This window comes from Maritalea mobilis (assembly GCF_019800885.1).
In the GTDB taxonomy this organism is placed as follows: Bacteria; Pseudomonadota; Alphaproteobacteria; order Rhodobacterales; family Rhodobacteraceae; genus Roseibacterium; species Roseibacterium beibuensis.
In genome coordinates, this window is record NZ_JAHVKE010000001.1 from 1,627,346 (window position 1) to 1,646,453 (window position 19,108).

Below are 19,108 nucleotides of genomic sequence, written 5' to 3' on the forward strand. Positions count from 1 at the left end.
AAAAACTCCGGGGGAATGCCGCCCGCCCGGGCGGCATGGGGGCAGCGCCCCCGGCGTGGCGCGGGGGTTCAAGGCCCCCGTGCCGCGCGCCCGGCTCAGAACAGGCCTTCGATCAGTCCGTCCTCGTTCAGGCGGATATTCTCCGAGGCCGGCACGCGCGGCAGGCCCGGCATGGTCATGATCTCCCCGCAGATCGCCACGACGAACCCGGCCCCCGCCGACAACCGCACCTCGCGCACCGGAATGGTATGCCCCTCCGGCGCGCCGCGCTCGTTCGGGTCGGTCGAGAAGGAATACTGCGTCTTGGCCATGCAGACCGGCAGATGGCCGTACCCGGCCTCTTCCCAGGCCTTGAGCTGATCGCGCACCTTCTTGTCCGCCGTCACCTCGCCCGCATGGTAGATGCCCTTGGCCACCGCCTCGATCTTCTCGAACAGCGGCAACTCGTCGGGATAGAGCGTCGTGAACTCCGCCACACCGCTATCGGCCAGCTCCACCACCTTGCGGGCCAGGTCCTCGGCCCCCGCGCCACCGTCGGCCCAATGCTTGCACAGGATCGCCTCGGCGCCCTGCTCGGCCACGTAGGCCTTCACCGCGGCGATCTCGGCCTCGGTATCGCCCGCGAAATGGTTGATGCCCACCACGACCGGCACGCCGAAGCCTTTGACATTCTTGATGTGGCGCCCGAGGTTCGCGCAACCGGCCTCGACGGCCGCCACGTTCTCGGCCCCCAGATCGGCCTTGGCCACGCCCCCGTTCATCTTCATCGCACGCACGGTCGCCACGATCACCACCGCGTCGGGCGCGAGCCCCGCCTTGCGGCACTTGATGTTCATGAATTTCTCGGCTCCAAGATCCGCGCCGAAGCCGGCTTCGGTCACGACGTAATCGGCCAGTTTCAGCGCCGTCTTGGTCGCGATGACCGAGTTGCAGCCATGGGCGATATTGGCGAAAGGACCGCCATGGACGAAGGCGGGGTTGTTTTCCAGCGTCTGCACGAGGTTGGGCTGCATCGCATCCTTCAGCAGCACGGTCATCGCGCCATCGGCCTTGATATCGCGGCAATAGATCGGCGCGCGATCGCGCGTGTAGGCCACGATCATGTCGCCCAGGCGACTTTGCAGATCGTCCAGATCAGCGGCGAGGCAGAGGATCGCCATGACCTCGGAGGCCACGGTGATGTCGAAGCCGGTCTGCCGCGGGAAGCCGTTGGCCACGCCCCCCAACGCGGTCACCACATCGCGCAGCGCGCGGTCGTTCATGTCGATCACCCGGCGCCAGGTCACCCGGCGCTCGTCGATGCCAAGCTCGTTGCCCCAGTAGATGTGGTTGTCGATCATCGCCGACAGCAGGTTATGCGCCGCCGTGATCGCGTGGAAATCGCCGGTGAAATGCAGGTTCATGTCTTCCATCGGCACGACCTGCGCATGGCCCCCGCCAGCAGCCCCGCCCTTCATTCCGAAGTTCGGCCCGAGCGAGGCTTCGCGGATGCAGATCGCGGCACGCTTGCCGATGCGGTTCAGACCATCGCCCAAGCCCACGGTTGTCGTGGTCTTTCCCTCACCAGCCGGCGTGGGGTTGATCGCGGTCACGAGGATCAGCTTGCCATTCGGGCGGTCATCCAGGGAATTGATGAACTTCTGCCCGACCTTTGCCTTGTCATGGCCGTAAGGCAGCAGCGCCTCGGACGGAATGTCCAGCTTGGCGCCGATCTGCTGAATGGGCTGTTTCTTCGCCTCTCGGGCGATCTCGATATCGGTCTTGAACCCCATGTTGGGCGGCTCCCTTCCGCTGCACTTCTCCCGCTCTCGGCTATATCGGCTGGCACGCCTGGCCAAGCGGACAATTCCGACATTATGGCCCGTTTGCCCGTCACCGCACGGCTTTCCCCGCGGGCCGCCCGGAACTTTTTGCGCTGAAGTCACGTTCCTACAGCAACTGCCACAAGGAAACGGAGCGACCCCATGCGCCCCTCAATGCCTGCGATCCTGATTTTCACCGGTGCCCTGATGGGTATGGTTCCCAGCCTCGCGCTTGCCGTTCTGGCCTGATCGCTCAGCCGTTTCGCGCCGTGGCAAGATGCGGCCAGACCGGTTGATCCGGGATGTGCAATCGCAACGTGGCCCCAAGCGCGATCTCGCCGGGCCGTTCGACCCAGGCCGTCACGCCCCGCCGGTTCCGCGCCGCTGGCTTGAAGCGTTTCCCGACGCCGGGATACCCCCGCTCGATCACCGCCGAGACCAGGTGACAGGGTCGGTTTTCCATATCCACCACCAGCGTTGTCCCCGAGGCGTTATCCTGCAGGCGCGACGATGGCGGAATAAGCGAGAAATCGGGAATGCCAGCCACGACCATGCTGACGCCCAACCATTCCGGCTCGATCCGGGCAAGGCCCATGTCCTGAGCGATCAACGCCAGATCCTCCTCCGACACGATCGAGACCTGCCGCGTATGCGCGATTTCCGTGCCTTTCGGATATTGTCTGGCGACGCGACTACAGGACAGGCGCGTAACGCCGGAATGGCTTTCCTCCGGCGGCCCACCGAACGGCAGCGACAGCACGTCTCGCGAGGTCGACTCGAGCGCCGCGGCGCGGTCTTGGTTGACGCCCAGCCAGACCACACGGCCCGTGAACTCGGTCGGTTTCAGCGCGGGCATGTCGGCATCCTTTCCCAGAAACGCGTCCACTTGATCGCTGGCTTCGGCTCACCGCAACCCGAAAACCGGCGAAAGCGTCGCCCGTTTTTTGCAGAACCGTGTTAGCCTCGTCTCATCTGGAATTGGAGGATACCACCCGATGAAACAGGATGAATTCGTCGAGAAGGCCAAGGAACAGCTCGACGCGTGGAACGCCGAGCTGAAAAAGATGCAGGCCCAGGTCGGCGAGATGCAGGCCAAGGGGCAAGAGCATTTCAAGGCGCAACTCGAACAGATGGAAGAGCAGCGCAAGGTCGCGCAGGACCATCTCGACAAGATCCACAAGGCGAACGTGGACGCGTGGAAGGAAATGCAGTCGAGCTTTCAGGAAGCCTGGAAAGCCATGGAAAAGGGCATGACCGAGGCCCGCAAGAAATATACCGACGACTAACCTCTGCGACCGCTGAAACGAAAACGCCCCGGCCAAACCGGCCGGGGCGTTTCCTTTAATTGATGATCGCGGCGATCAGGCCGACGGTTCCGGCTCGAACCCGCCCGTGTCCGGATCGGATTTCGGCTTTTTCGTCTTCGGCACGGCCGTGATCGATGGGGTGCCGCCGGTCGAGGCGTCGTCGCTGTCGTCGCCGCGGTTCAGCGGCTCGCCGTTGATGACCTTCTGGATCTCGTTGCCGGTCAAGGTCTCGTATTCCAACAGGCCCTGCGCCAGACGCTCCAGATCATCGCGCTTTTCGGTCAGGATGCGCTTGGCGGTTTCATAGCCTTCGTCCACCAGTTCCTTGACCTTGTCGTCGATGATCTTCTGCGTCGCGGCCGAGTGGTTGGTGCCACCGCCATAGCTGCCCAGGTAAGATTGCTGTTCGTTGGCGTAATCGACGAAGCCAAGCTCTTCGGCATAGCCGAACTGCGTGACCATCGCCCGAGCGATCTTGGACACTTGCTGAATGTCCGAGGCTGCGCCCGACGTCACGTTCTCCAGGCCGAACACAAGTTCTTCGGCGACGCGTCCGCCCATCGCCATGGCAATCTTGGATGTGTACTTGGTGTAGCTGACCGAAAGCTGGTCCCGTTCCGGCAGCGACAGCACGAGGCCAAGCGCCCGGCCCCGCGGGATGATCGTCGCCTTGTGGATCGGGTCATGCTGCGGGACGTTGAGGCCGACGATGGCGTGACCGGCCTCGTGATAGGCGGTCAGCTTCTTCTCGTCCTCGGTCATGACCATCGAGCGGCGTTCGCTGCCCATCATGACCTTGTCCTTGGCGTTCTCGAAATCCTCCATCGTGACGAAACGACGGTTCACACGGGCCGCCATCAGGGCCGCCTCGTTCACGAGGTTCGCCAGATCGGCGCCCGAGAAGCCCGGCGTGCCGCGCGCGATGATGCGCAGGTCAACGTCGGGGCCAAGCGGCACCTTGCGGGCATGCACGCCAAGGATGCGCTCGCGACCGCGAATGTCGGGGTTGGGCACCTGCACCTGGCGGTCGAACCGACCGGGACGCAGCAACGCGGGGTCCAGAACGTCGGGGCGGTTGGTGGCCGCGACGATGATGATGCCCTCGTTGGCCTCGAACCCGTCCATCTCGACCAGAAGTTGGTTCAGCGTCTGCTCGCGCTCGTCATTGCCGCCGCCGTAGCCCACGCCACGCGACCGACCCACGGCGTCGATCTCGTCGATGAAGACGATACAGGGCGCGTTCTTCTTGGCCTGTTCGAACATGTCGCGCACGCGAGATGCGCCGACGCCGACGAACATTTCCACGAAGTCCGACCCCGAGATGGTGAAGAAGGGCACGCCCGCTTCGCCCGCGATGGCGCGTGCCAGAAGCGTCTTACCGGTGCCCGGAGGGCCGACCAGCAGCGCGCCTTTCGGGATCTTGCCGCCAAGGCGCGAGAATTTCTGCGGGTTGCGCAGGAATTCGACGATCTCTTCCAGCTCTTCCTTGGCCTCGTCGATGCCTGCCACGTCGTCGAAGGTCACGCGGCCATGCTTCTCGGTCAGGAGTTTCGCCTTGGATTTGCCAAAGCCCATGGCGCCGCCACGACCGCCGCCCTGCATCCGGTTCATGAAGAAGATCCAGATCCCGATCAGCACCAGAACCGGCAGCCAGAGCGACAGGACGCTCAGGAAGCCCGACTGCTCCTGCGGCTGCGCCTCGATGCGGACATCGTTGTTCAGCAGCATCTCGGTGGTCTGTGCGTCACCCGGCGCGACGGTGCCAAAGGTGCCGTCTGCGGTGGTGAACTGGATGTTTTCGCCATCCAGTGTTGCCGACATGACCGCGCCGTTTTCGACCTGCTGGATGAAATCCGAATAGGCAACGCCGCGCGCATTCATCTGCGACTGGCCGCCCGAAAACAGGTTGAAGAGAGCGAGGATCAGCAAGAACAGGATGACCCAGAATGCGATATTTCGCGCGTTGCCCAAGGGAAATCTCCTCAAAATTCCGTGGCGGGGGAGTTCCGCGCCCGCCTTCAGCCTAAGATAGACACGGGGGCGCTGACTTCAATGCGGATTCAGCCCTGCGGCAAAAGGGCCGCCGGACGGGTCGAACTCGAAAACCTTTGGATCACCATGCCCGATCGCAGGGCATGCGACAAGCATTTCGCCCCTGAACAGCGCCGGTAGGCTGCGCGCCGAGGCGAAGGGGGGCGCATCGCCGGGTTTCTCCGCGACCTGCGCCCAGCCATCCGGGCCAAGCGCACGGATCGTCAGACCGTCACCTTGGGCGCAGATGCGCCAGCGTGTGTCCCAGCGTGCGCCGGGCCCTGCCGGCACGGACACCCCTTCGACCGCCTTGTATTCGCGGAACAAATGCAGATGCGTCGTGGTCACGCGCAATGCGCACCCGGCAAGCGTGCTGCCCCCGCCCGACAGCGCGGCCTCCAGCATCGCCTCCAGCGCCGAGGCGCGCGGGCGATAGGCGGCGGACGCGATCCAGAGCAGCCCCGCCGCCAGCAGGCGCAACTGTGTTTCGCGATCCAACGCGGCGAAGCCGTCACGGTCGATCCACAGATCCCCGGTCGCCTGGCCGCAGCCCACGCCCTCGGCGACAATCCGCTTGGCGGCCTCCGCCGCCCGCAAGGAAAGCGCGTCCCGCGCCCGCGCCATGCGCGCGGCAGTCTGGGCCAAGGCCTCGGCGCTCAGCCCGTAATGGGCCAATTCCGCCAAGGCGCGCCGCGCCTGAACGCGGTCAAAGCGCGGGTCTTCGTTCGACGGGTCCTCGACCCATGGCATTTTCAGCGTCCGCAGATAGTGCCGCAACGCCTCCCGACGCTCGCCCAGCAAGGGCCGCAGGATACGCATGCCCGAGGGCAGAACCCGCGCCTCGGCCATGCCCGACAGCCCGTCGACACCCGAGCCGCGCTTGAGGCGCATCAGCACCGTTTCGGCCTGATCGTCGAGCGTATGGGCGACCAGCACGTCGCGCATGCCCCCGCGCCAGCCGTCGATCAGGTCCAGCCGCGCGCGCCGTGCCGCGTCTTGCAGGTTTCCCTGCCCGTCCCAGCCCTGCCAGCGCAACGTGTCATGCGGCCAGCCAAGCGCGGCGCATTCGCGGGCGACCATCGCGGCCTCATCCGCGCTCTCGGGGCGCAGCCCGTGATCCACCGTGACGACGCGCAACCGCACGCCCCACTCCCGCGTCCAGTTATGCGCCAGCGTCAGCAGGGCCATGGAATCGCCACCGCCCGACACGGCCAACCCGATCTCGGACGGAAACTCCGGCCCCAGCAACTGGCCCATGCGGGCGGCGAAACGATCCTGTAGAGAGGGGTCGCTCACGAACAGCCGAGGCGCGACATCTCGGATTGCGCCTCGGACACGGCGGGGCTGCCGGGATAGCGCACGGCAACTTCGCCCAGTGTCACGCATGCCTCTTCGACCTGCCCAAGACGCCCCAGCGAAATCCCCAGGCTGGTCAGCGCGGCGGGCGCACGCTCCCCATCCGGCGCAGCGGTGAAACTGTCGAGATAAGCACGCGCCGCACGGTTCCACGAGCCTTGCGCGGCCTCTGCCTCACCGCGCAGGAAATGCGCCTCGGACGACAGCGGGCCACCCGGATAGGTCTGGGTGAAGGCCTCGAAGGCCTGCGCGGCCTCGGCATAATTCCCGGCGTCGAAGGCAGCGCGGGCGCGGTCGAAATCGTCCTGCTCGGCCACTGCCAGTTGCGGGCCTGCGCCGCCGCTTGTGCCGCCGCCCGTCACGGGCAGCGTGCCACCGGTCGTCGGCACCTCGACGCCGCCAAGGCTCGGCGTGTCGCCGAGACTGCCGATATCGCAATCGGGCTCCAGCTCGCACAGGCGAAACTCGAGGTCACCTACGCGGTTCGTGCCATCCGTCACCACGCGGTTGATCCGCAACTCCAACTCTTCGGTCAGCGAGGTCAGGCGCCGAAGCTCGGCCTCGATCGCGTCCATCCGCGCCAGCGCGGGGCCGCTGCCTCCGCTGCCCGATGCGCCGCCGGTGGTGTTCAACTCGCGCCCCAGCCGCTGCAACTCGACATAGAGCACCGACAGTTCCTGCCGGATATCGGCCAGCGTCTCGGCACTCTGCGCGGGGGCTTGCACCGGCAGGGTGAACGCCAGAAGCGTGGCGGCGATCAGGGCGCGGCGCATGGGATCAGACCCCCGGACCGGCCGAGATCACCGTGACCGCGCGGCGGTTCTGGCGATAGCAGGCCTCTTCCGAGCAGATCTCGAGCGGGCGTTCCTTGCCATAGCTGATGGTGCGCAGGCGGCTGTCCGGCACGCCCTGCGTCACAAGGTAATCGCGCACGGCCGAGGCGCGGCGCGCGCCGAGCGCAAGGTTGTATTCGCGCGTGCCCTGTTCGTCGGCATGGCCTTCGATCAGCGCGGAATACTCGGGATTGTCCAAGAGCCAGCGCGCCTGTGCATCCAGCGTGGCGCGGGCGGCGGCGGTCAGGGTGGACTGGTCCACCTCGAACAGCACGCGGTCGCCGACGACGCTGTTGAAATAGGCCGGGCTGCTCGGGTCGGAGGCCGCGCCGCTGCCGGCACCGCCGCCGCGCAACTCGATGGCGTCATCGCCGCCAAACCCGCCCTGCGAACAGGCGGCCAGCGACAGGGCGGCGGCCACGAGTGCGGCGCGCGCGGCGAAACGGGTAGTCAGGATCGGGGTCATTATGCTCGGGTCCTCGGGGTTCGTGTTTTGCCTAAACTATCATGGGGCCCGCGGCCCCGTCCATTGTCGTGACGGCTACCGCAGCAGCGGCGACCACGCCGGGTCAGAGGCCATGCCGGGCGTCGCCACCCGCTGCAGGTTCCGCCCCGAGATATCGACCGAATAGACCGCCGGCGCACCGTTCGCCCCCGCCGTCTCGCGGGTGAACATGATGACGCGGCCGTTCGGCGCCCAGGTCGGGCCTTCGTCGAGGAAGCTGGAGGTCAGCAGGCGCTCTTCCGATCCGTTCGTGCGCATCACGCCGATATGGAAGCGCCCGCCTTCCTGCTTGGTGAAGGCGATGTAATCGCCGCGCGGCGACCAGACGGGCGTGCCGTAGCGGCCCGAGCCCTGGCTGATCCGGGTCGCCTCGCCGCCGCTGGCGTTCATGACATAGATCTGTTGCGTGCCCGAGCGGTCGGACTCGAACACGATCCGGCTTCCATCGGGCGAGAAACTGGGCGCGGTCTCGATCGATGGGGCGCTGGTCAACCGTGTGCGCGTGCCGGTGGCAAGGTCCAGCAGGTAGATGTCGGTATTGCCGCCATCCTCCAACGAGAACACGACCTGCGTGCCATCGGGCGAAAAGCGCGGCGAGAAGGTCATGTTGCCCGCCGGGATCGCCTCGAGCGGGCGGCTGGTGACGGTGGCGACATCCATCAGGTAGACGCGCGGCGTGCCGGACTCGTAACTGGTGTAGATGATCCGGTCGCCCTGAGGGCTGAAGCGCGGGGCCAAGACAAGGCTGCGGCTGTCGGTCAGGAACTGAACATTCGCGCCGTCGTAATCCATGACGGCCAGGCGCTTGAGACGGGCGTTTTTCGGCCCCTCTTCGTGGATGAAGACCACGCGCGTGTCGAAATAGCCGGTCTCGCCCGTGATCCGCTCGTACACCTGGTCGGCTACGGTATGGGCCATGCGACGCCAGCTATCCGCGCTGCCGGAAAACTGGAGTCCCTCGCCCAAGGGCGCCTCGGAGAACACGTCGAACAGGCGGAAGCGGACGACGATGGTCCCATCGCCGCGGGACTCGACCGAGCCGGTGATCAGCGCCTGCGCGTTGATCGCCTGCCAATCGGCATATTGCACCGGCGAGGAGAAATTCGTGACGCTGGAGATATAGGCATCCTGCGGGATCTGCCGGAACAGCCCCGTACCGCGCAGGTCGGCGGCAATGACCCGCGTGATGTCGGCGGCCACGTCCGTCGCGGCCCCGTTCTCGGCGATGAATTGCGGCAGGGCGAAGGGCAGCGGCTCGATCACACCCTCGGTGATCTCCAGCCGCAGCGGCCCGTTCTGCGCGCTGGCCGTCAACGGCACCAAGGCGGCGACGGCAGCGATTGCCAGCAGTTTCAAGGATTTCAACATCAAAGACCTCCTGCCGCGCGGGCGGCTTGGGGAAAGAGGATAAACGAATTCCGTGAAGGGATCATCTCAGGCGCATCCCCTCGGGGTTGAAGACCAGTTCGACCTGTTGCCAACGGTCATAGCTTTCCTCGGGCAGGTCGTAGCCATTGGTGCCGCAGCGAATGATCGCGCGGCGCGCGGCCTCGTAGGCTTGTTGCGCGGCGGCAGAGGACCCGCCGGAAAACTCGATCAGGCGGATGGTGCCAGCCTCGGGCACGCCGTTCCGCGCCATGTCGAACCCCACGACCACGGTCGTCCCCAACGCCTCGGTCGAGAGCGCGCCAACGTTCCAGCAGGCCTGCACGGCGATGCGGAACCCGTCGCGCACCCCCTGGCTGAGCGGCGGACCAGAGGGCGCGGCGGGGGCGGGCGTCTCGACGGCCTCGGCCACGGCGCTGGCGATGGCATCGGCCAGCGGGTCTTCGGCAGCGGGCGCGGTGTCCTCGGGTTGCGGCTCGGGCGTCGGCTCTGGCGCAGGGGTCTGCTCGGCCACCTCGACCGGTGCGGGGCGCGCGGGCCGGGCCGTGGGGCGCGGCGAGGAGGTTGGCGCGATCGGGCCGCCTGCGGGCTCCTCGGCCTCGGTCACGATCTCGGTCGTCGCCTCTTCCGGGGCGGTCTGGGGGGCTTCGTCGGCGGGCGCATCGCTCACCTCGGGCGAGATGGGCTGGTCCAGAACCTCGGGCGCGGTCTCGACCTCCGGCTCCGGCGCAGGGGCCGGCACGGGGGCGACGCGCGGGGCCTCGCGCGGGGTCGGCGTATCGCTGGGGGGCAGGTCCGGCGCGCCCGACGGCTGCGGCAGGGCCGCAATCTCGTCGGTCACCTCGGCCTGCGGCGCGGGCGGCGTCGGCTCGGGCGCGACTTCCGGCTCGGGGGCGGCGGTTTCCTCGGGGCGGGCGCGCGGCGGCGGGGCCTGTTCCGGGGCCAGCGGATCGGGGGCGGCGATCTCTTCCGCCGGCTCGGGTGGGGTGATCGTGTCCACGGCCGCCGGGGTGGGCAGGGTGCCTTGGGTCAACGCCTCGAACTCGGCGGTGGACAGAAGCGTCACGCCGGTCACCTGGAACTCGGCCTCGGGAGAACTGCGGAGCAGATTCCCCCCGATCGCAACCCACAACAGGATCGCGAGATGGATTGTCGCCGAGGCATAGAGCGACCGGCGCATGGCCCCGTCACTCCCCATTCCCGTCAAGACGCGGCCCGCCGGAATCGGTTACCAGGCCGATCTCGCGGAACCCGCCGGCATTCAGTGCGCCCATGATCGTCATCACCCGTTCATAGGGGATGGAGCCGTCCGCGCGCAGGAAGATGCGCGGGCTGTCGCGCTCCGAGGCGATGGCCTGCAAACGCGCGACCAGGTCACCCACCGGCACCTCGGTCGTCTGGATCAGAACAGTGCCATCAGGCGCCAGCGTCACGGTCAACGGTTCTTCATCCTCCGACGGCAGCGCCTCGGCCGAGGTGTCGGGCAGGTCGATGGGCACGCCCACGGTCATCAGGGGCGCCGAGACCATGAACACGATCAGAAGCACCAGCATCACGTCCACGAAGGGCGTGACGTTGATCTCGGACATGGGGCGGCTGGCGACGCGCCGCGCCCGCCCCCGCCGCCTGCGCGGCCCCGCGTTATGTCCGACCGACGCCCCCATCAGTCGAGCTGCCGCGACAGAAGCGTGGAGAATTCATCAGCAAACCCTTCATAGGTCGCCACAAGCGCCTCGGCATCGCCGGACAGCTTGTTGTAGAGGATCACGGCCGGGATGGCGGCCAACAGGCCCAGTCCCGTCGCCAGCAGCGCCTCGGCGATACCGGGGGCAACGACGGCGAGCGAGGTGTTGCCCGAAATCGCGATCTCCTGAAACGAGCGCATGATGCCCCAGACCGTGCCGAAAAGCCCCACGAAGGGCGCGGTCGCCCCGGTTGTCGCAAGGAAGGTCAACCCGTTGGTCAGCCGGTCGGCCTCGCGCGAGATGGCGACATCCATCGAGCGGTCCACGCGCTGCTGCACGCCGGGGATCAGCGCCCCGTCATCGCGCAGGCTGCGCCGCCACTCGGTCATACCGGCGACGAACACACGCTCGGACGCGCTGCCGGGCGCCTCGGCGACCTGATCATAGAGCTCATCCAGCGGCTCGCCCGACCAGAAGGCCGCGTCGAAGGCGGCGGCGTTGGCGCGTGCCCGGCGATACATGGCGATCTTGGAAAAGGTGATGGCCCAGACCCAAACCGACGCCGCGATTAGCGCGATCATGACAAGCTGGACGATGAAGGACGCGCGGAAGAACAGCGCGATCAGCGTGAAATCCGCCTCCTGCGCCAGCGCGAGCGTTTCTGTTTCCATGGTGGCTTAAATCTTCCTCTGCCCGGCCTCAAACGGTCACGGACGCTGTTTTCAGCGCCTCATTAAGGAAGCAGTTTACCAGTTTGTAAGAGGGATGGCGAACACTTCTGCTTTATTCGCCGTCATTCGCCAAAATCGTCTCCAGTTTTGCGCGAATATCCGCCGGAAGTCGTGTGGCCCGCCCCGCCGCGTTCAACACGACAACCTTGACCACGGCCTCCAGCAGCACCTGGTCGCCGCGCAAAACCCGTTGCGGCATGTCGAAACTGGCGCCCTTGAGGGCCACGCAGCGGGTTTCGACCGTCAGCAGGTCCTCGAAATGGGCGGGCTTGAGGTAATCGGCCTCGACCCGGCGCACGGCGAACACCAGCCCCTGCGCCTTCATCTCGACCTGGCTGATGCCGGCATCGCGCACCATCTCGGACCGCCCGCGCTCAAGGAAGCGCAGGTAGTTCGCGTAGTAGACGATCCCGGCAAGGTCGGTGTCTTCGTAATAGACGCGGATGGGATGACGATGGATCATGTCAACGACATGCCCGCAGCCGTGCTTGCGTTCAAGAGGGGCGCGGCAATCGGGCCGCCAGCCGCAGCGCATGGGAGGGGTCGGTCGCGGCCACCGGCATGACCGGGTCATAGCCCGCACGGATCAGGTCGGCGATCTGGGGCTTCAGCATCGCGGGGCCACCTTCCTGCAACACCGCCAGCGGCGAGGTGCCGAGAAACGCGGTGTCCGACCACAGAAGGATCGTCTGCACCACCTGGCTGAGCGCAATGGTTTCGGCCGCGGCTTCGCGCATTTGCGAATCCATTCGAACAAATACGAAAGCGGCCTTGATCCCGCCGGCCTCGTCGAAGCGGAAAGAGCGGTATTGGTTCGCGTCCGCCTCCTGCAGCCGCGCGACGATGCCAGGCAGATCGGGCAAAAGGCGGTCGAGGTTCGGCGTTTCGACCAGTTCCGACCAGTCGCGAATGAAGAACACCATCAGGTTCGCGCCCAGTTCCGGGTCGGTTTCGGCCATTTTGTGACCGGCCAGCGCCACCACCGCCTCGATCGCGCCCTTCAGGATCGAGACGGTCTGATCCTCCACGCCGAAGACGACGGGCACGATGGGCCGCCCCCAGCGGGCAAAGAGGTACTGGCCATCGGCGCGGGTGAACAGCGCCTCGATCTCGGCGGGCGACAGCGGGTCGAGCGTTGCATCGGTCATGGGCAAAAGGGTCAATCGCGTCACGCCCACAGGGTCAAGAGGAGCCAGCGTTTTCGCTTGCGAAAACGCGGAAAACTCGAGTTTTCCGGCCAGGATTTCTCGAGAAATCCTGCATCGCTCAGAACAGGTCGCCCTGCCCCGGTTGCTTCGGTGCCGCGAGCCCCAAATGCGACCAGCCCTTATGCGCCAGCATCCGCCCGCGCGGTGTCCGGGCGATAAGGCCCTGTTGCAACAGGAACGGCTCGATCACCTCTTCCAGCGCATCGCGCGGTTCGGCCAGTGCCGCGGCAATGGTTTCGATCCCCACCGGCCCGCCGCCGTAATTCTCGGCGATCAGCGTCAGGTAGCGCCGGTCGGCCCCGTCCAGGCCCAGGCTGTCCACCCCCAACCGGGTCAGCGCCCTGTCCGCGATGGCTTGCGTCAGCCGCCCATCCCCCTCGACCAGCGCGAAGTCGATCACCCGGCGCAGCAGCCGCCCGGCGATGCGCGGCGTGCCACGGGCGCGCTTGGCGATCTCGGCGGTGCCGGCGGGTTCAGACTCCAACCCCGCCAGACGCGCCCCGCGCGCCACGATGTGGTCCAGCTCGGCATGGGTGTAGAAATTCAACCGCGTCGGGATGCCGAAGCGGTCGCGCAAGGGCGTAGTCAGCAGGCCCAGCCGCGTCGTTGCCCCGACCAGCGTGAAGGGCTGCAACTCGATCCGCACGGTCCGCGCCGCCGGCCCCTCGCCGATCACGAGGTCCAGTTCGAAATCCTCCAGCGCGGGGTAGAGCACCTCTTCCACCGCCGGGTTCAGGCGATGGATCTCGTCGATGAACAGAACGTCGCGCGCTTCGAGATTGGTCAGGATCGCCGCCAGATCCCCCGCCTTAGCCAGCACCGGCCCCGAGGTCATGCGGAAGTTCACCCCCAGCTCGCGCGCCATGATCTGCGCCAGCGTCGTCTTGCCCAGCCCCGGCGGCCCGTGGAACAGGACATGGTCCATCGCCTCGGCCCGCCGCCGCGCGCTTTCGATGAAGACGCGCAGGTTCGCACGCGCCTCTTCCTGTCCGATGAAATCGTCCAGCGTCTGCGGACGCAGGGCGCGGTCGCCATCTTCGGGCAGCGGGTCGGGGCGCAATGTCGGGTCAGGCTCGGTCATTGCGCTGCGTTATGCCCGTCTTGAGGGGCCATTGCCATCACTCCTTGGGCGCGAGCAGTTTCAGCGCCGCGCGGATCAGCGCAGGGGTTTCGGCCTGCGCATCCTCGCCCGCCGCCTGCGCCACGGCCCGCGCGGCATCGGCGGGCGCATAGCCGAGGTTTTGCAACGCCGAAAGCGCATCCGCCTGCGCACTGCTGGAGGCCGGGGCGGCAGGTGCGGGCGCGGCCCTTGGGGCGCCACCTTCGATCACCTCTGCCGGTGCATCGCCCATGGCCGCGCCAAGGCTGCCACCCATCGCCATCGTCGCGGGCGCCTTGTCCTTCAACTCGTTGACCACGCGCTGCGCCAGTTTCGGGCCGACCCCCGGCGCGGCCTTCACCGCCGCCGCGTCGCCCAGGGTGATCGCGCGCGCCACCCCCTCGGCCCCGAGCGTGCCGAGGATCGCCATCGACGCCTTGGCACCAACCCCTTGCACGGAAATCAGCAGCCGGTGCCATTCCCGCTCATACGGTGTGCGGAAACCAAACAGCTGCAAAAGGTCCTCGCGCACCAGCAATTCGGTGTAGAGCGCCACCGCCTCGCCCGGTCCCGGCAGCGCCGCCAGCGTCCGGTCCGAACAATAGACGACATAGCCCACACCACCCACGTCCAGCAGCACGTGATCCGACGCCTTGTAATCCACCCGGCCTGACAGCTTTCCGATCATTTCGCGCCCCCCGCCGCGGCCAGCGCCGCCTCCAACCGGCCCGAGGCCTGCGCGTAGAAGGCATGGCAGATCGCGATGGCCAGCGCGTCGGCGGCATCCGAGCCCGTGGGAACCGCGCCCGGCAGTTGCAGCCGGACCATGTGCTCGACCTGTCGCTTGTCGGCATGGCCCACACCGACCACGGCCTTTTTCACGGCGTTCGGGGCGTATTCGGCCACGTGCAACCCTGCCTGCGCAGGCACCAGCAGCGCGATCGCCCGCGCCTGGCCCAGCTTCAGCGTCGCCACCCCGTCACGGTTCACGAAGGTCTGCTCGACCGCCGCCGTCTCGGGCGCGTAGGCGGCGAACACCTCGCTCAACTGGTCATGAAGCGACAAGAGCCGCAGGGCGAGGTCGCCGCGTTCCGTCCGGCACTGGCCGTTCGCGACGTGACTGAGTCGGCCCTGATGCGCCTCGATCACACCCCAGCCAAGGCTTCTGAGCCCCGGATCGATCCCGATGATGCGCATCTGCTGCCCGCCTGCCCCGTTTGCATCGCGATTTCTGCGACCTTTTCGCACCACTAGCACGAAAGGCGAACATTTGCCAAGCGAAGAGCGTTTTCGACGCCCCGATGCCTGATTGCGACACGGGCCCTTTCACGAGGTCGAAATGCGTCACTCCGGCGACTGGAAACGACACCCAGCTGAGCGGATTTTTGCCATATTTCGCATGGGCTTAGGCGGAAAACGAGACATGCAATCCGCGCATGGATCCCATGCAAAAATCGCTTATTGCATGGCGCATTTCCGACATCTAAGTGCGGTTCATTCACAGGGCGCTGACACGCGCCTGCCGACCCAACTGAAACCGGAAAGGATGAGACCAATGGCCATCATCACCAACCGCCCCCTCGGCGCAGGGTTCAGCGCCACCCGTCTCCTTGCCGGCATGGTTGGCCGGCTGGCCGCATGGAACGACGCCCGCGTGACGCGCAAGGCGCTTTCGCAGCTCAGCGACCGGGAACTGGACGACCTGGGCCTTGTGCGCGGCGACATCGACATGATCGCAGAGGGTCGCCACAGCTGAACTCGCGGGACGGTGGCTGCACCGGCGGCCACCAGGGGACAGGAAAGGGGCACGCAGGAAACTGCGCGCCCCTTTTTTTCATGGTGTAGCGGATGAAAGGTGGCGATCAGACCGCGATCACGGAAGAGGCGAAGCCTTCCAAGGCCGTCATCATGGATCCGAAGAAGCGGTAGATGGCCTGCATGGCATCCACCATCCAAAGGGTGACCGCATCGGGGGCCAGCACCAGCCCGGCCGCACGCTCCAGCTCCGACCCGGCCAGAAGCCCCGAGATCGCGGCGCCATAGACCTCACCGCCCAAGGCCCACATCATATAGGATTTGACCAGGGCGATCAGCACGAAAGCGACGATCAACCCGCGCAAAGGAAAGGCAAACCGCAATCGCTGACGCGGCGGCGCGCGGCGTGTCACGACACCATCTGCGTGAAAGACCAGCCCCGATTGAGGGGGACGACGGCGGCGGCGAGAAAATAAGCCGCGCTTATTGGCGCTCTCGATTCTCTCGAGGCGCTGAGAAAAAGTTGTTTCATTCTGAGCCATTAGGGCAACCTGTCCGCTACAAGTCGCCCCCACCGGAAATCTTGCTACCACAAATGAGGCCAAAATTCGACGAAAATTAAGCAATCATGGTCAACGTGGTCCATTCGCCGATCTCGGATCGTGCGAAAAGGGATAGGCCCGCCGCCTCGTAGGCGGCGATGACCTCATCGGCCTGCTCGTTCAGCAACCCCGACAGGATGACATGCCCGCCCGGCGCCATATGGGCGGCCATCGCGGGCGCCAGATCGATCAGCGGGCCTTTCAGGATATTGGCGAACACCAGGTCAAAGGGCGCGCGCGCTGCAAGATCAGGGTGGTCGAAGCCCGCCGCCTCGACACAGGCCACGCGGTCGCCCACCCCGTTCGCCGTGGCGTTGGCCAGCGCCACCTCGACCGCCACCGGATCGATATCCGAGGCGATTACGGGATTGGGCGCGGTCTTGGCCGCCGCGATGGCCAGAACCGCCGTGCCGCATCCGATATCCGCGACATTGCCGGGCACCTTGCCGTGCGCCAGCAGCGCGTCATAGGCCTCGAGGCACCCTTTGGTCGTGCCGTGATGCCCGGTGCCAAAGGCCATCGCCGCCTCGATCAGCAGCGGAACCGACGCCTCGGGAACCTTGTCTGCGTCATGCGAGCCATAGAGGTAGAAACGCCCGGCCTCGACCGGATGCAACTCACGCCGCACATGGGCGACCCAATCGGTCTCGGGCAGTTCCGAGACGGCAAAGGACTGCGCACCATGGGCCGCGGCCAAGAGCGCCAGCGCCACCTCGTCCGGGCTTTCGGTGAAATAGGCCCCGATCTCCCACAGGCCGGAGCCGTCCTCCATCTCGAAGACCCCGATGCCGGTCGGTTCCGGAACGATGTCTTCGAGCGCGAGGCCAAGCGCCTCGGCCTTGTCCTTTCCGGGAAGGGTGGTCAGCGCCGTGAAGGTTGGCATGGCGGGGCCTTTCTTGAGGGTGTCCTGCACCGCATAGCCTGCCTCGCGGCGTTAGGCCAGCAGCGCCGCGATCTTCGGGCAACCACGCGCCCCACCCTTTTCAATCGCATCCGTCGACGGATCGCGGACGGTCGGGAAATCCTGCCTGCCCGCCCGCCATCGTTTCGGGTTAGTCTGCGGTAACGGACGGCAAAAGGGACACGGTCATGCTCAAGGGTGCACGCGGCGTTATCGTTTTCATAGGCGGGGCCATCGCGATCATCGTCGCGGCGATCTGGTTCGGCTTTCAGGATCAAAAGGGCGACAGCCGCACCGCGCGGGACTTCCTGGCGCTTGCCGGGTCCGGTCAGATCGCCGAGGCGCGCGCACTGCTCCACCCCGGCACCGCCGACAGCCTGAGCGAGGATGCCCTGCGCGCCATCTTCGACCCGCTGGCCCCCTTCGAGGACGTCGGCTTCAATTCCTTCTCGTGGTCCACGTCAAACGGGGTGCGCCAGGGCCGGATCGAAGGCACCGGCACCACGGCGGACGGGTGCAGCAGCCGCTTGGTGTTCGATATGCTGAACGGCGAGATCACGCATTTCTCGATCGCACCCCTCTGCCAGCGGCAGGGGCAATCGGTCTGACCTACTCCGCCGGGGCGGGCGCGGTCGCCGCACGGGTCAGCAGCGTTTCGCGCCCCGGTTCCGGATGGCGCGGCACCAGGAGCGACAGAAGCAGCGACACCAACGCCATCGCCGCCGCCAGCACGAAGACCGACACGGGCGAGGTCAGCCAGAGATACCCCAGACCCGCCGGCAGGAACACCGCAGCGATATGGTTGATGGTGAAGGCCACCGCCGCCGTGGGCGCGATGTCGCCCGGGGCCGCGATCTTCTGGAAATAGGTCTTGATGGCCAGCGCCAGCGCAAAGAACAGGTGGTTCACCACGTAGAGCGCCGCGGCCATGACCGGCCCCCAGTCGAACACGTAAAGCCCGGCATAGAACACGAAGACCATGCCGAGGCCGGCATACTCGATGATCAGCGCCAGACGCTCGCCAAAGCGCGCCACCACCGCCCCCAGAAGCGGCGCGGCCACCATGTTCGCCAGCAACGTCCCCATGAACAGCGCGGTGATCTGGTGCACCTCGAACCCGTAGCGTTCTACCATCATGAAGCCCGCGAAGACGACGAAGATCTGCCGCCGCGCGCCCGACATGAATTGCAGCGCGTAATAGAGCCAGTATCGCTTGCGCAGGACCATCTTCTTGGTCTGCGGATTGGGGCTTTCGAATTGCGGGAAGGCGATGAAACAGAAGAGCGCAATGGCCGCCGTGGTCCCGCCCGCGACCCAGTAGACCAGGTCGTAGCTGAGGTCGTAGGCCCGCCAGGTCAGAACGATCAGCGCATAGGCCACCAGCGTCGCCCCCGACCCGATGGACAAAAGCCAGCCCAAGGTTTGCGGGGCCTTTTTCTTGTCGATCCATTGCAGCTGGAGCGACTGGTTCACCGTCTCGTAATAGTGAAACCCGATGGAGCTGAGCAGCGTCACGAACAGCAACCCGCCGAGCGAGGGGAACTGCGCCGTCATCGCCGTGGCAATACCCAACAGCATCAGGGAAATCAGCCCCAGCACCTGCTCGCGGATGAAGAGGATCAGCAGGATCACCCCGATGGCCAGGAAGCCCGGGATCTCGCGCACCGTGTGCAGCCAGCCGATATCCGAGCCATCGAAACCCGCCATCTCGATGACGAAGTTGTTCAAAAGCGCCGACCAGGTGGCGAAGGCGATGGGCATGGCAAAGGCCATGACCGCCAAGAGGGCCACGGGCCGCCGCCAGATCGGCAGCGCCTCCGCCTCGGACAGAGACAGGGTTTTGAGGGTATCGCCAAGTGCCATGCCCGTGCAGATACGCCGAAAGTCTGCGGCTGGCGAGGGGTTTG

Annotated in this window: 21 protein-coding genes; 3 read left to right on the plus strand and 18 right to left on the minus strand. The window is 66.3% G+C overall.

All coding sequences use genetic code 11. From position 1 onward, the window contains the following. Positions 1-95 precede the first annotated feature (95 nt). Positions 96-1,772, minus strand: a complete 1,677-nt coding sequence (locus KUV65_RS07890; RefSeq protein WP_222189154.1) for a formate--tetrahydrofolate ligase — start codon at positions 1,770-1,772, stop codon at positions 96-98. Between the two features lie 283 nt (positions 1,773-2,055). After that, positions 2,056-2,658 carry an MOSC domain-containing protein gene (locus KUV65_RS07895; protein ID WP_222189156.1) on the minus strand — a complete coding sequence of 201 codons (603 nt, stop codon included), beginning with the start codon at positions 2,656-2,658 and terminating at the stop codon, positions 2,056-2,058. 139 nt (positions 2,659-2,797) lie between these two features. Here KUV65_RS07895 and KUV65_RS07900 point away from each other — a divergent pair, with 139 nt between their 5' ends. Further along, a complete protein-coding gene (locus KUV65_RS07900; RefSeq protein ID WP_222189158.1) occupies positions 2,798-3,088 on the plus strand; it encodes a hypothetical protein in 291 nt (96 codons plus the stop codon). Positions 3,089-3,163: 75 nt separating this feature from the next. Here KUV65_RS07900 and ftsH read toward each other — a convergent pair whose 3' ends face one another. The 13 genes from ftsH to ruvC all read right to left on the minus strand — a co-directional run bounded on the left by ftsH (position 3,164) and on the right by ruvC (position 15,140). Further along, complete coding sequence (gene ftsH, locus KUV65_RS07905; protein WP_222189160.1) at positions 3,164-5,080, minus strand: ATP-dependent zinc metalloprotease FtsH; 1,917 nt, start codon at positions 5,078-5,080, stop codon at positions 3,164-3,166. 78 nt (positions 5,081-5,158) lie between these two features. Next, positions 5,159-6,436, minus strand: coding sequence for a tRNA lysidine(34) synthetase TilS (gene tilS, locus KUV65_RS07910; protein ID WP_222189162.1), 1,278 nt, complete (start codon positions 6,434-6,436; stop codon positions 5,159-5,161). Beyond that, complete coding sequence (gene ybgF / locus KUV65_RS07915; protein ID WP_222189164.1) at positions 6,433-7,269, minus strand: tol-pal system protein YbgF; 837 nt, start codon at positions 7,267-7,269, stop codon at positions 6,433-6,435. The genes tilS and ybgF overlap by 4 nt, the downstream gene beginning before the upstream one ends. Before the next feature lie 4 nt (positions 7,270-7,273). Continuing rightward, positions 7,274-7,795 carry a peptidoglycan-associated lipoprotein Pal gene (pal, locus tag KUV65_RS07920; protein ID WP_222189166.1) on the minus strand — a complete coding sequence of 174 codons (522 nt, stop codon included), beginning with the start codon at positions 7,793-7,795 and terminating at the stop codon, positions 7,274-7,276. A 75-nt stretch (positions 7,796-7,870) separates the two neighbouring features. Continuing rightward, positions 7,871-9,202 (minus strand): Tol-Pal system beta propeller repeat protein TolB, encoded by a 1,332-nt coding sequence (gene tolB, locus KUV65_RS07925; RefSeq protein WP_222189168.1) that lies wholly within the window; start codon positions 9,200-9,202, stop codon positions 7,871-7,873. 61 nt (positions 9,203-9,263) lie between these two features. After that, complete coding sequence (locus KUV65_RS07930) at positions 9,264-10,418, minus strand: hypothetical protein (protein ID WP_222189170.1); 1,155 nt, start codon at positions 10,416-10,418, stop codon at positions 9,264-9,266. Beyond that, positions 10,408-10,884, minus strand: a complete 477-nt coding sequence (locus KUV65_RS07935; protein WP_222189172.1) for an ExbD/TolR family protein — start codon at positions 10,882-10,884, stop codon at positions 10,408-10,410. The genes KUV65_RS07930 and KUV65_RS07935 overlap by 11 nt, the downstream gene beginning before the upstream one ends. Next, positions 10,884-11,576, minus strand: coding sequence for a protein TolQ (gene tolQ / locus KUV65_RS07940; RefSeq protein ID WP_222189174.1), 693 nt, complete (start codon positions 11,574-11,576; stop codon positions 10,884-10,886). Before tolQ ends, KUV65_RS07935 begins: the two co-directional genes overlap by 1 nt. Before the next feature lie 112 nt (positions 11,577-11,688). Continuing rightward, on the minus strand, positions 11,689-12,099 hold the full coding sequence (gene ybgC / locus KUV65_RS07945; RefSeq protein ID WP_222189176.1) for a tol-pal system-associated acyl-CoA thioesterase: 411 nt from the start codon (positions 12,097-12,099) through the stop codon (positions 11,689-11,691). 31 nt (positions 12,100-12,130) lie between these two features. After that, on the minus strand, positions 12,131-12,784 hold the full coding sequence (locus tag KUV65_RS07950) for a hypothetical protein (RefSeq protein ID WP_222189178.1): 654 nt from the start codon (positions 12,782-12,784) through the stop codon (positions 12,131-12,133). Between the two features lie 118 nt (positions 12,785-12,902). Beyond that, positions 12,903-13,925: a Holliday junction branch migration DNA helicase RuvB gene (gene ruvB / locus KUV65_RS07955; protein WP_222189180.1), complete on the minus strand. Its 1,023-nt coding sequence runs from the start codon at positions 13,923-13,925 to the stop codon at positions 12,903-12,905. 37 nt (positions 13,926-13,962) lie between these two features. After that, positions 13,963-14,631 carry a Holliday junction branch migration protein RuvA gene (ruvA, locus tag KUV65_RS07960; RefSeq protein ID WP_222189182.1) on the minus strand — a complete coding sequence of 223 codons (669 nt, stop codon included), beginning with the start codon at positions 14,629-14,631 and terminating at the stop codon, positions 13,963-13,965. Next, positions 14,628-15,140, minus strand: coding sequence for a crossover junction endodeoxyribonuclease RuvC (gene ruvC, locus KUV65_RS07965; protein ID WP_222189184.1), 513 nt, complete (start codon positions 15,138-15,140; stop codon positions 14,628-14,630). Before ruvC ends, ruvA begins: the two co-directional genes overlap by 4 nt. Before the next feature lie 358 nt (positions 15,141-15,498). Here ruvC and KUV65_RS07970 point away from each other — a divergent pair, with 358 nt between their 5' ends. Next, complete coding sequence (locus KUV65_RS07970; protein ID WP_261331616.1) at positions 15,499-15,699, plus strand: DUF1127 domain-containing protein; 201 nt, start codon at positions 15,499-15,501, stop codon at positions 15,697-15,699. A gap of 106 nt (positions 15,700-15,805) precedes the next feature. On the opposite strand, the gene KUV65_RS07975 is transcribed toward KUV65_RS07970, so the two are convergent. After that, on the minus strand, positions 15,806-16,240 hold the full coding sequence (locus tag KUV65_RS07975) for a hypothetical protein (protein ID WP_222189186.1): 435 nt from the start codon (positions 16,238-16,240) through the stop codon (positions 15,806-15,808). Positions 16,241-16,316: 76 nt separating this feature from the next. Further along, positions 16,317-17,183 carry a 50S ribosomal protein L11 methyltransferase gene (locus KUV65_RS07980; RefSeq protein WP_222189188.1) on the minus strand — a complete coding sequence of 289 codons (867 nt, stop codon included), beginning with the start codon at positions 17,181-17,183 and terminating at the stop codon, positions 16,317-16,319. Between the two features lie 206 nt (positions 17,184-17,389). On the opposite strand from KUV65_RS07980, the gene KUV65_RS07985 reads away from it, so the two are divergent. After that, the gene (locus KUV65_RS07985; protein ID WP_222189190.1) at positions 17,390-17,809 is read left to right on the plus strand and encodes a hypothetical protein; all 420 of its coding nucleotides are present in this window, start codon (positions 17,390-17,392) and stop codon (positions 17,807-17,809) included. 1 nt (position 17,810) lies between these two features. On the opposite strand, the gene KUV65_RS07990 is transcribed toward KUV65_RS07985, so the two are convergent. Beyond that, positions 17,811-19,064, minus strand: coding sequence for an MFS transporter (locus KUV65_RS07990; protein WP_222189192.1), 1,254 nt, complete (start codon positions 19,062-19,064; stop codon positions 17,811-17,813). Between the last annotated feature and the right edge of the window lie 44 nt (positions 19,065-19,108).

Bases quoted from the DNA above. Each gene is read 5' to 3' on its own strand.
- KUV65_RS07930 (WP_222189170.1), bottom strand. From the start codon at position 10,418: ATGGGGAGTGACGGGGCCATGCGCCGGTCGCTCTATGCCTCGGCGACA.
- ruvC (WP_222189184.1), bottom strand. From the start codon at position 15,140: ATGCGCATCATCGGGATCGATCCGGGGCTCAGAAGCCTTGGCTGGGGT.
- ybgF (WP_222189164.1), bottom strand. From the start codon at position 7,269: ATGCGCCGCGCCCTGATCGCCGCCACGCTTCTGGCGTTCACCCTGCCG.
- ruvB (WP_222189180.1), bottom strand. From the start codon at position 13,925: ATGACCGAGCCTGACCCGACATTGCGCCCCGACCCGCTGCCCGAAGAT.
- KUV65_RS07970 (WP_261331616.1), top strand. From the start codon at position 15,499: ATGGCCATCATCACCAACCGCCCCCTCGGCGCAGGGTTCAGCGCCACC.
- KUV65_RS07950 (WP_222189178.1), bottom strand. From the start codon at position 12,784: ATGACCGATGCAACGCTCGACCCGCTGTCGCCCGCCGAGATCGAGGCG.
- KUV65_RS07985 (WP_222189190.1), top strand. From the start codon at position 17,390: ATGCTCAAGGGTGCACGCGGCGTTATCGTTTTCATAGGCGGGGCCATC.
- KUV65_RS07975 (WP_222189186.1), bottom strand. From the start codon at position 16,240: ATGGCTCAGAATGAAACAACTTTTTCTCAGCGCCTCGAGAGAATCGAG.
- KUV65_RS07890 (WP_222189154.1), bottom strand. From the start codon at position 1,772: ATGGGGTTCAAGACCGATATCGAGATCGCCCGAGAGGCGAAGAAACAG.
- ybgC (WP_222189176.1), bottom strand. From the start codon at position 12,099: ATGATCCATCGTCATCCCATCCGCGTCTATTACGAAGACACCGACCTT.
- KUV65_RS07990 (WP_222189192.1), bottom strand. From the start codon at position 19,064: ATGGCACTTGGCGATACCCTCAAAACCCTGTCTCTGTCCGAGGCGGAG.
- pal (WP_222189166.1), bottom strand. From the start codon at position 7,795: ATGACCCCGATCCTGACTACCCGTTTCGCCGCGCGCGCCGCACTCGTG.
- ruvA (WP_222189182.1), bottom strand. From the start codon at position 14,631: ATGATCGGAAAGCTGTCAGGCCGGGTGGATTACAAGGCGTCGGATCAC.
- tolB (WP_222189168.1), bottom strand. From the start codon at position 9,202: ATGTTGAAATCCTTGAAACTGCTGGCAATCGCTGCCGTCGCCGCCTTG.
- KUV65_RS07935 (WP_222189172.1), bottom strand. From the start codon at position 10,884: ATGGGGGCGTCGGTCGGACATAACGCGGGGCCGCGCAGGCGGCGGGGG.
- tolQ (WP_222189174.1), bottom strand. From the start codon at position 11,576: ATGGAAACAGAAACGCTCGCGCTGGCGCAGGAGGCGGATTTCACGCTG.
- KUV65_RS07980 (WP_222189188.1), bottom strand. From the start codon at position 17,183: ATGCCAACCTTCACGGCGCTGACCACCCTTCCCGGAAAGGACAAGGCC.
- KUV65_RS07900 (WP_222189158.1), top strand. From the start codon at position 2,798: ATGAAACAGGATGAATTCGTCGAGAAGGCCAAGGAACAGCTCGACGCG.
- KUV65_RS07895 (WP_222189156.1), bottom strand. From the start codon at position 2,658: ATGCCCGCGCTGAAACCGACCGAGTTCACGGGCCGTGTGGTCTGGCTG.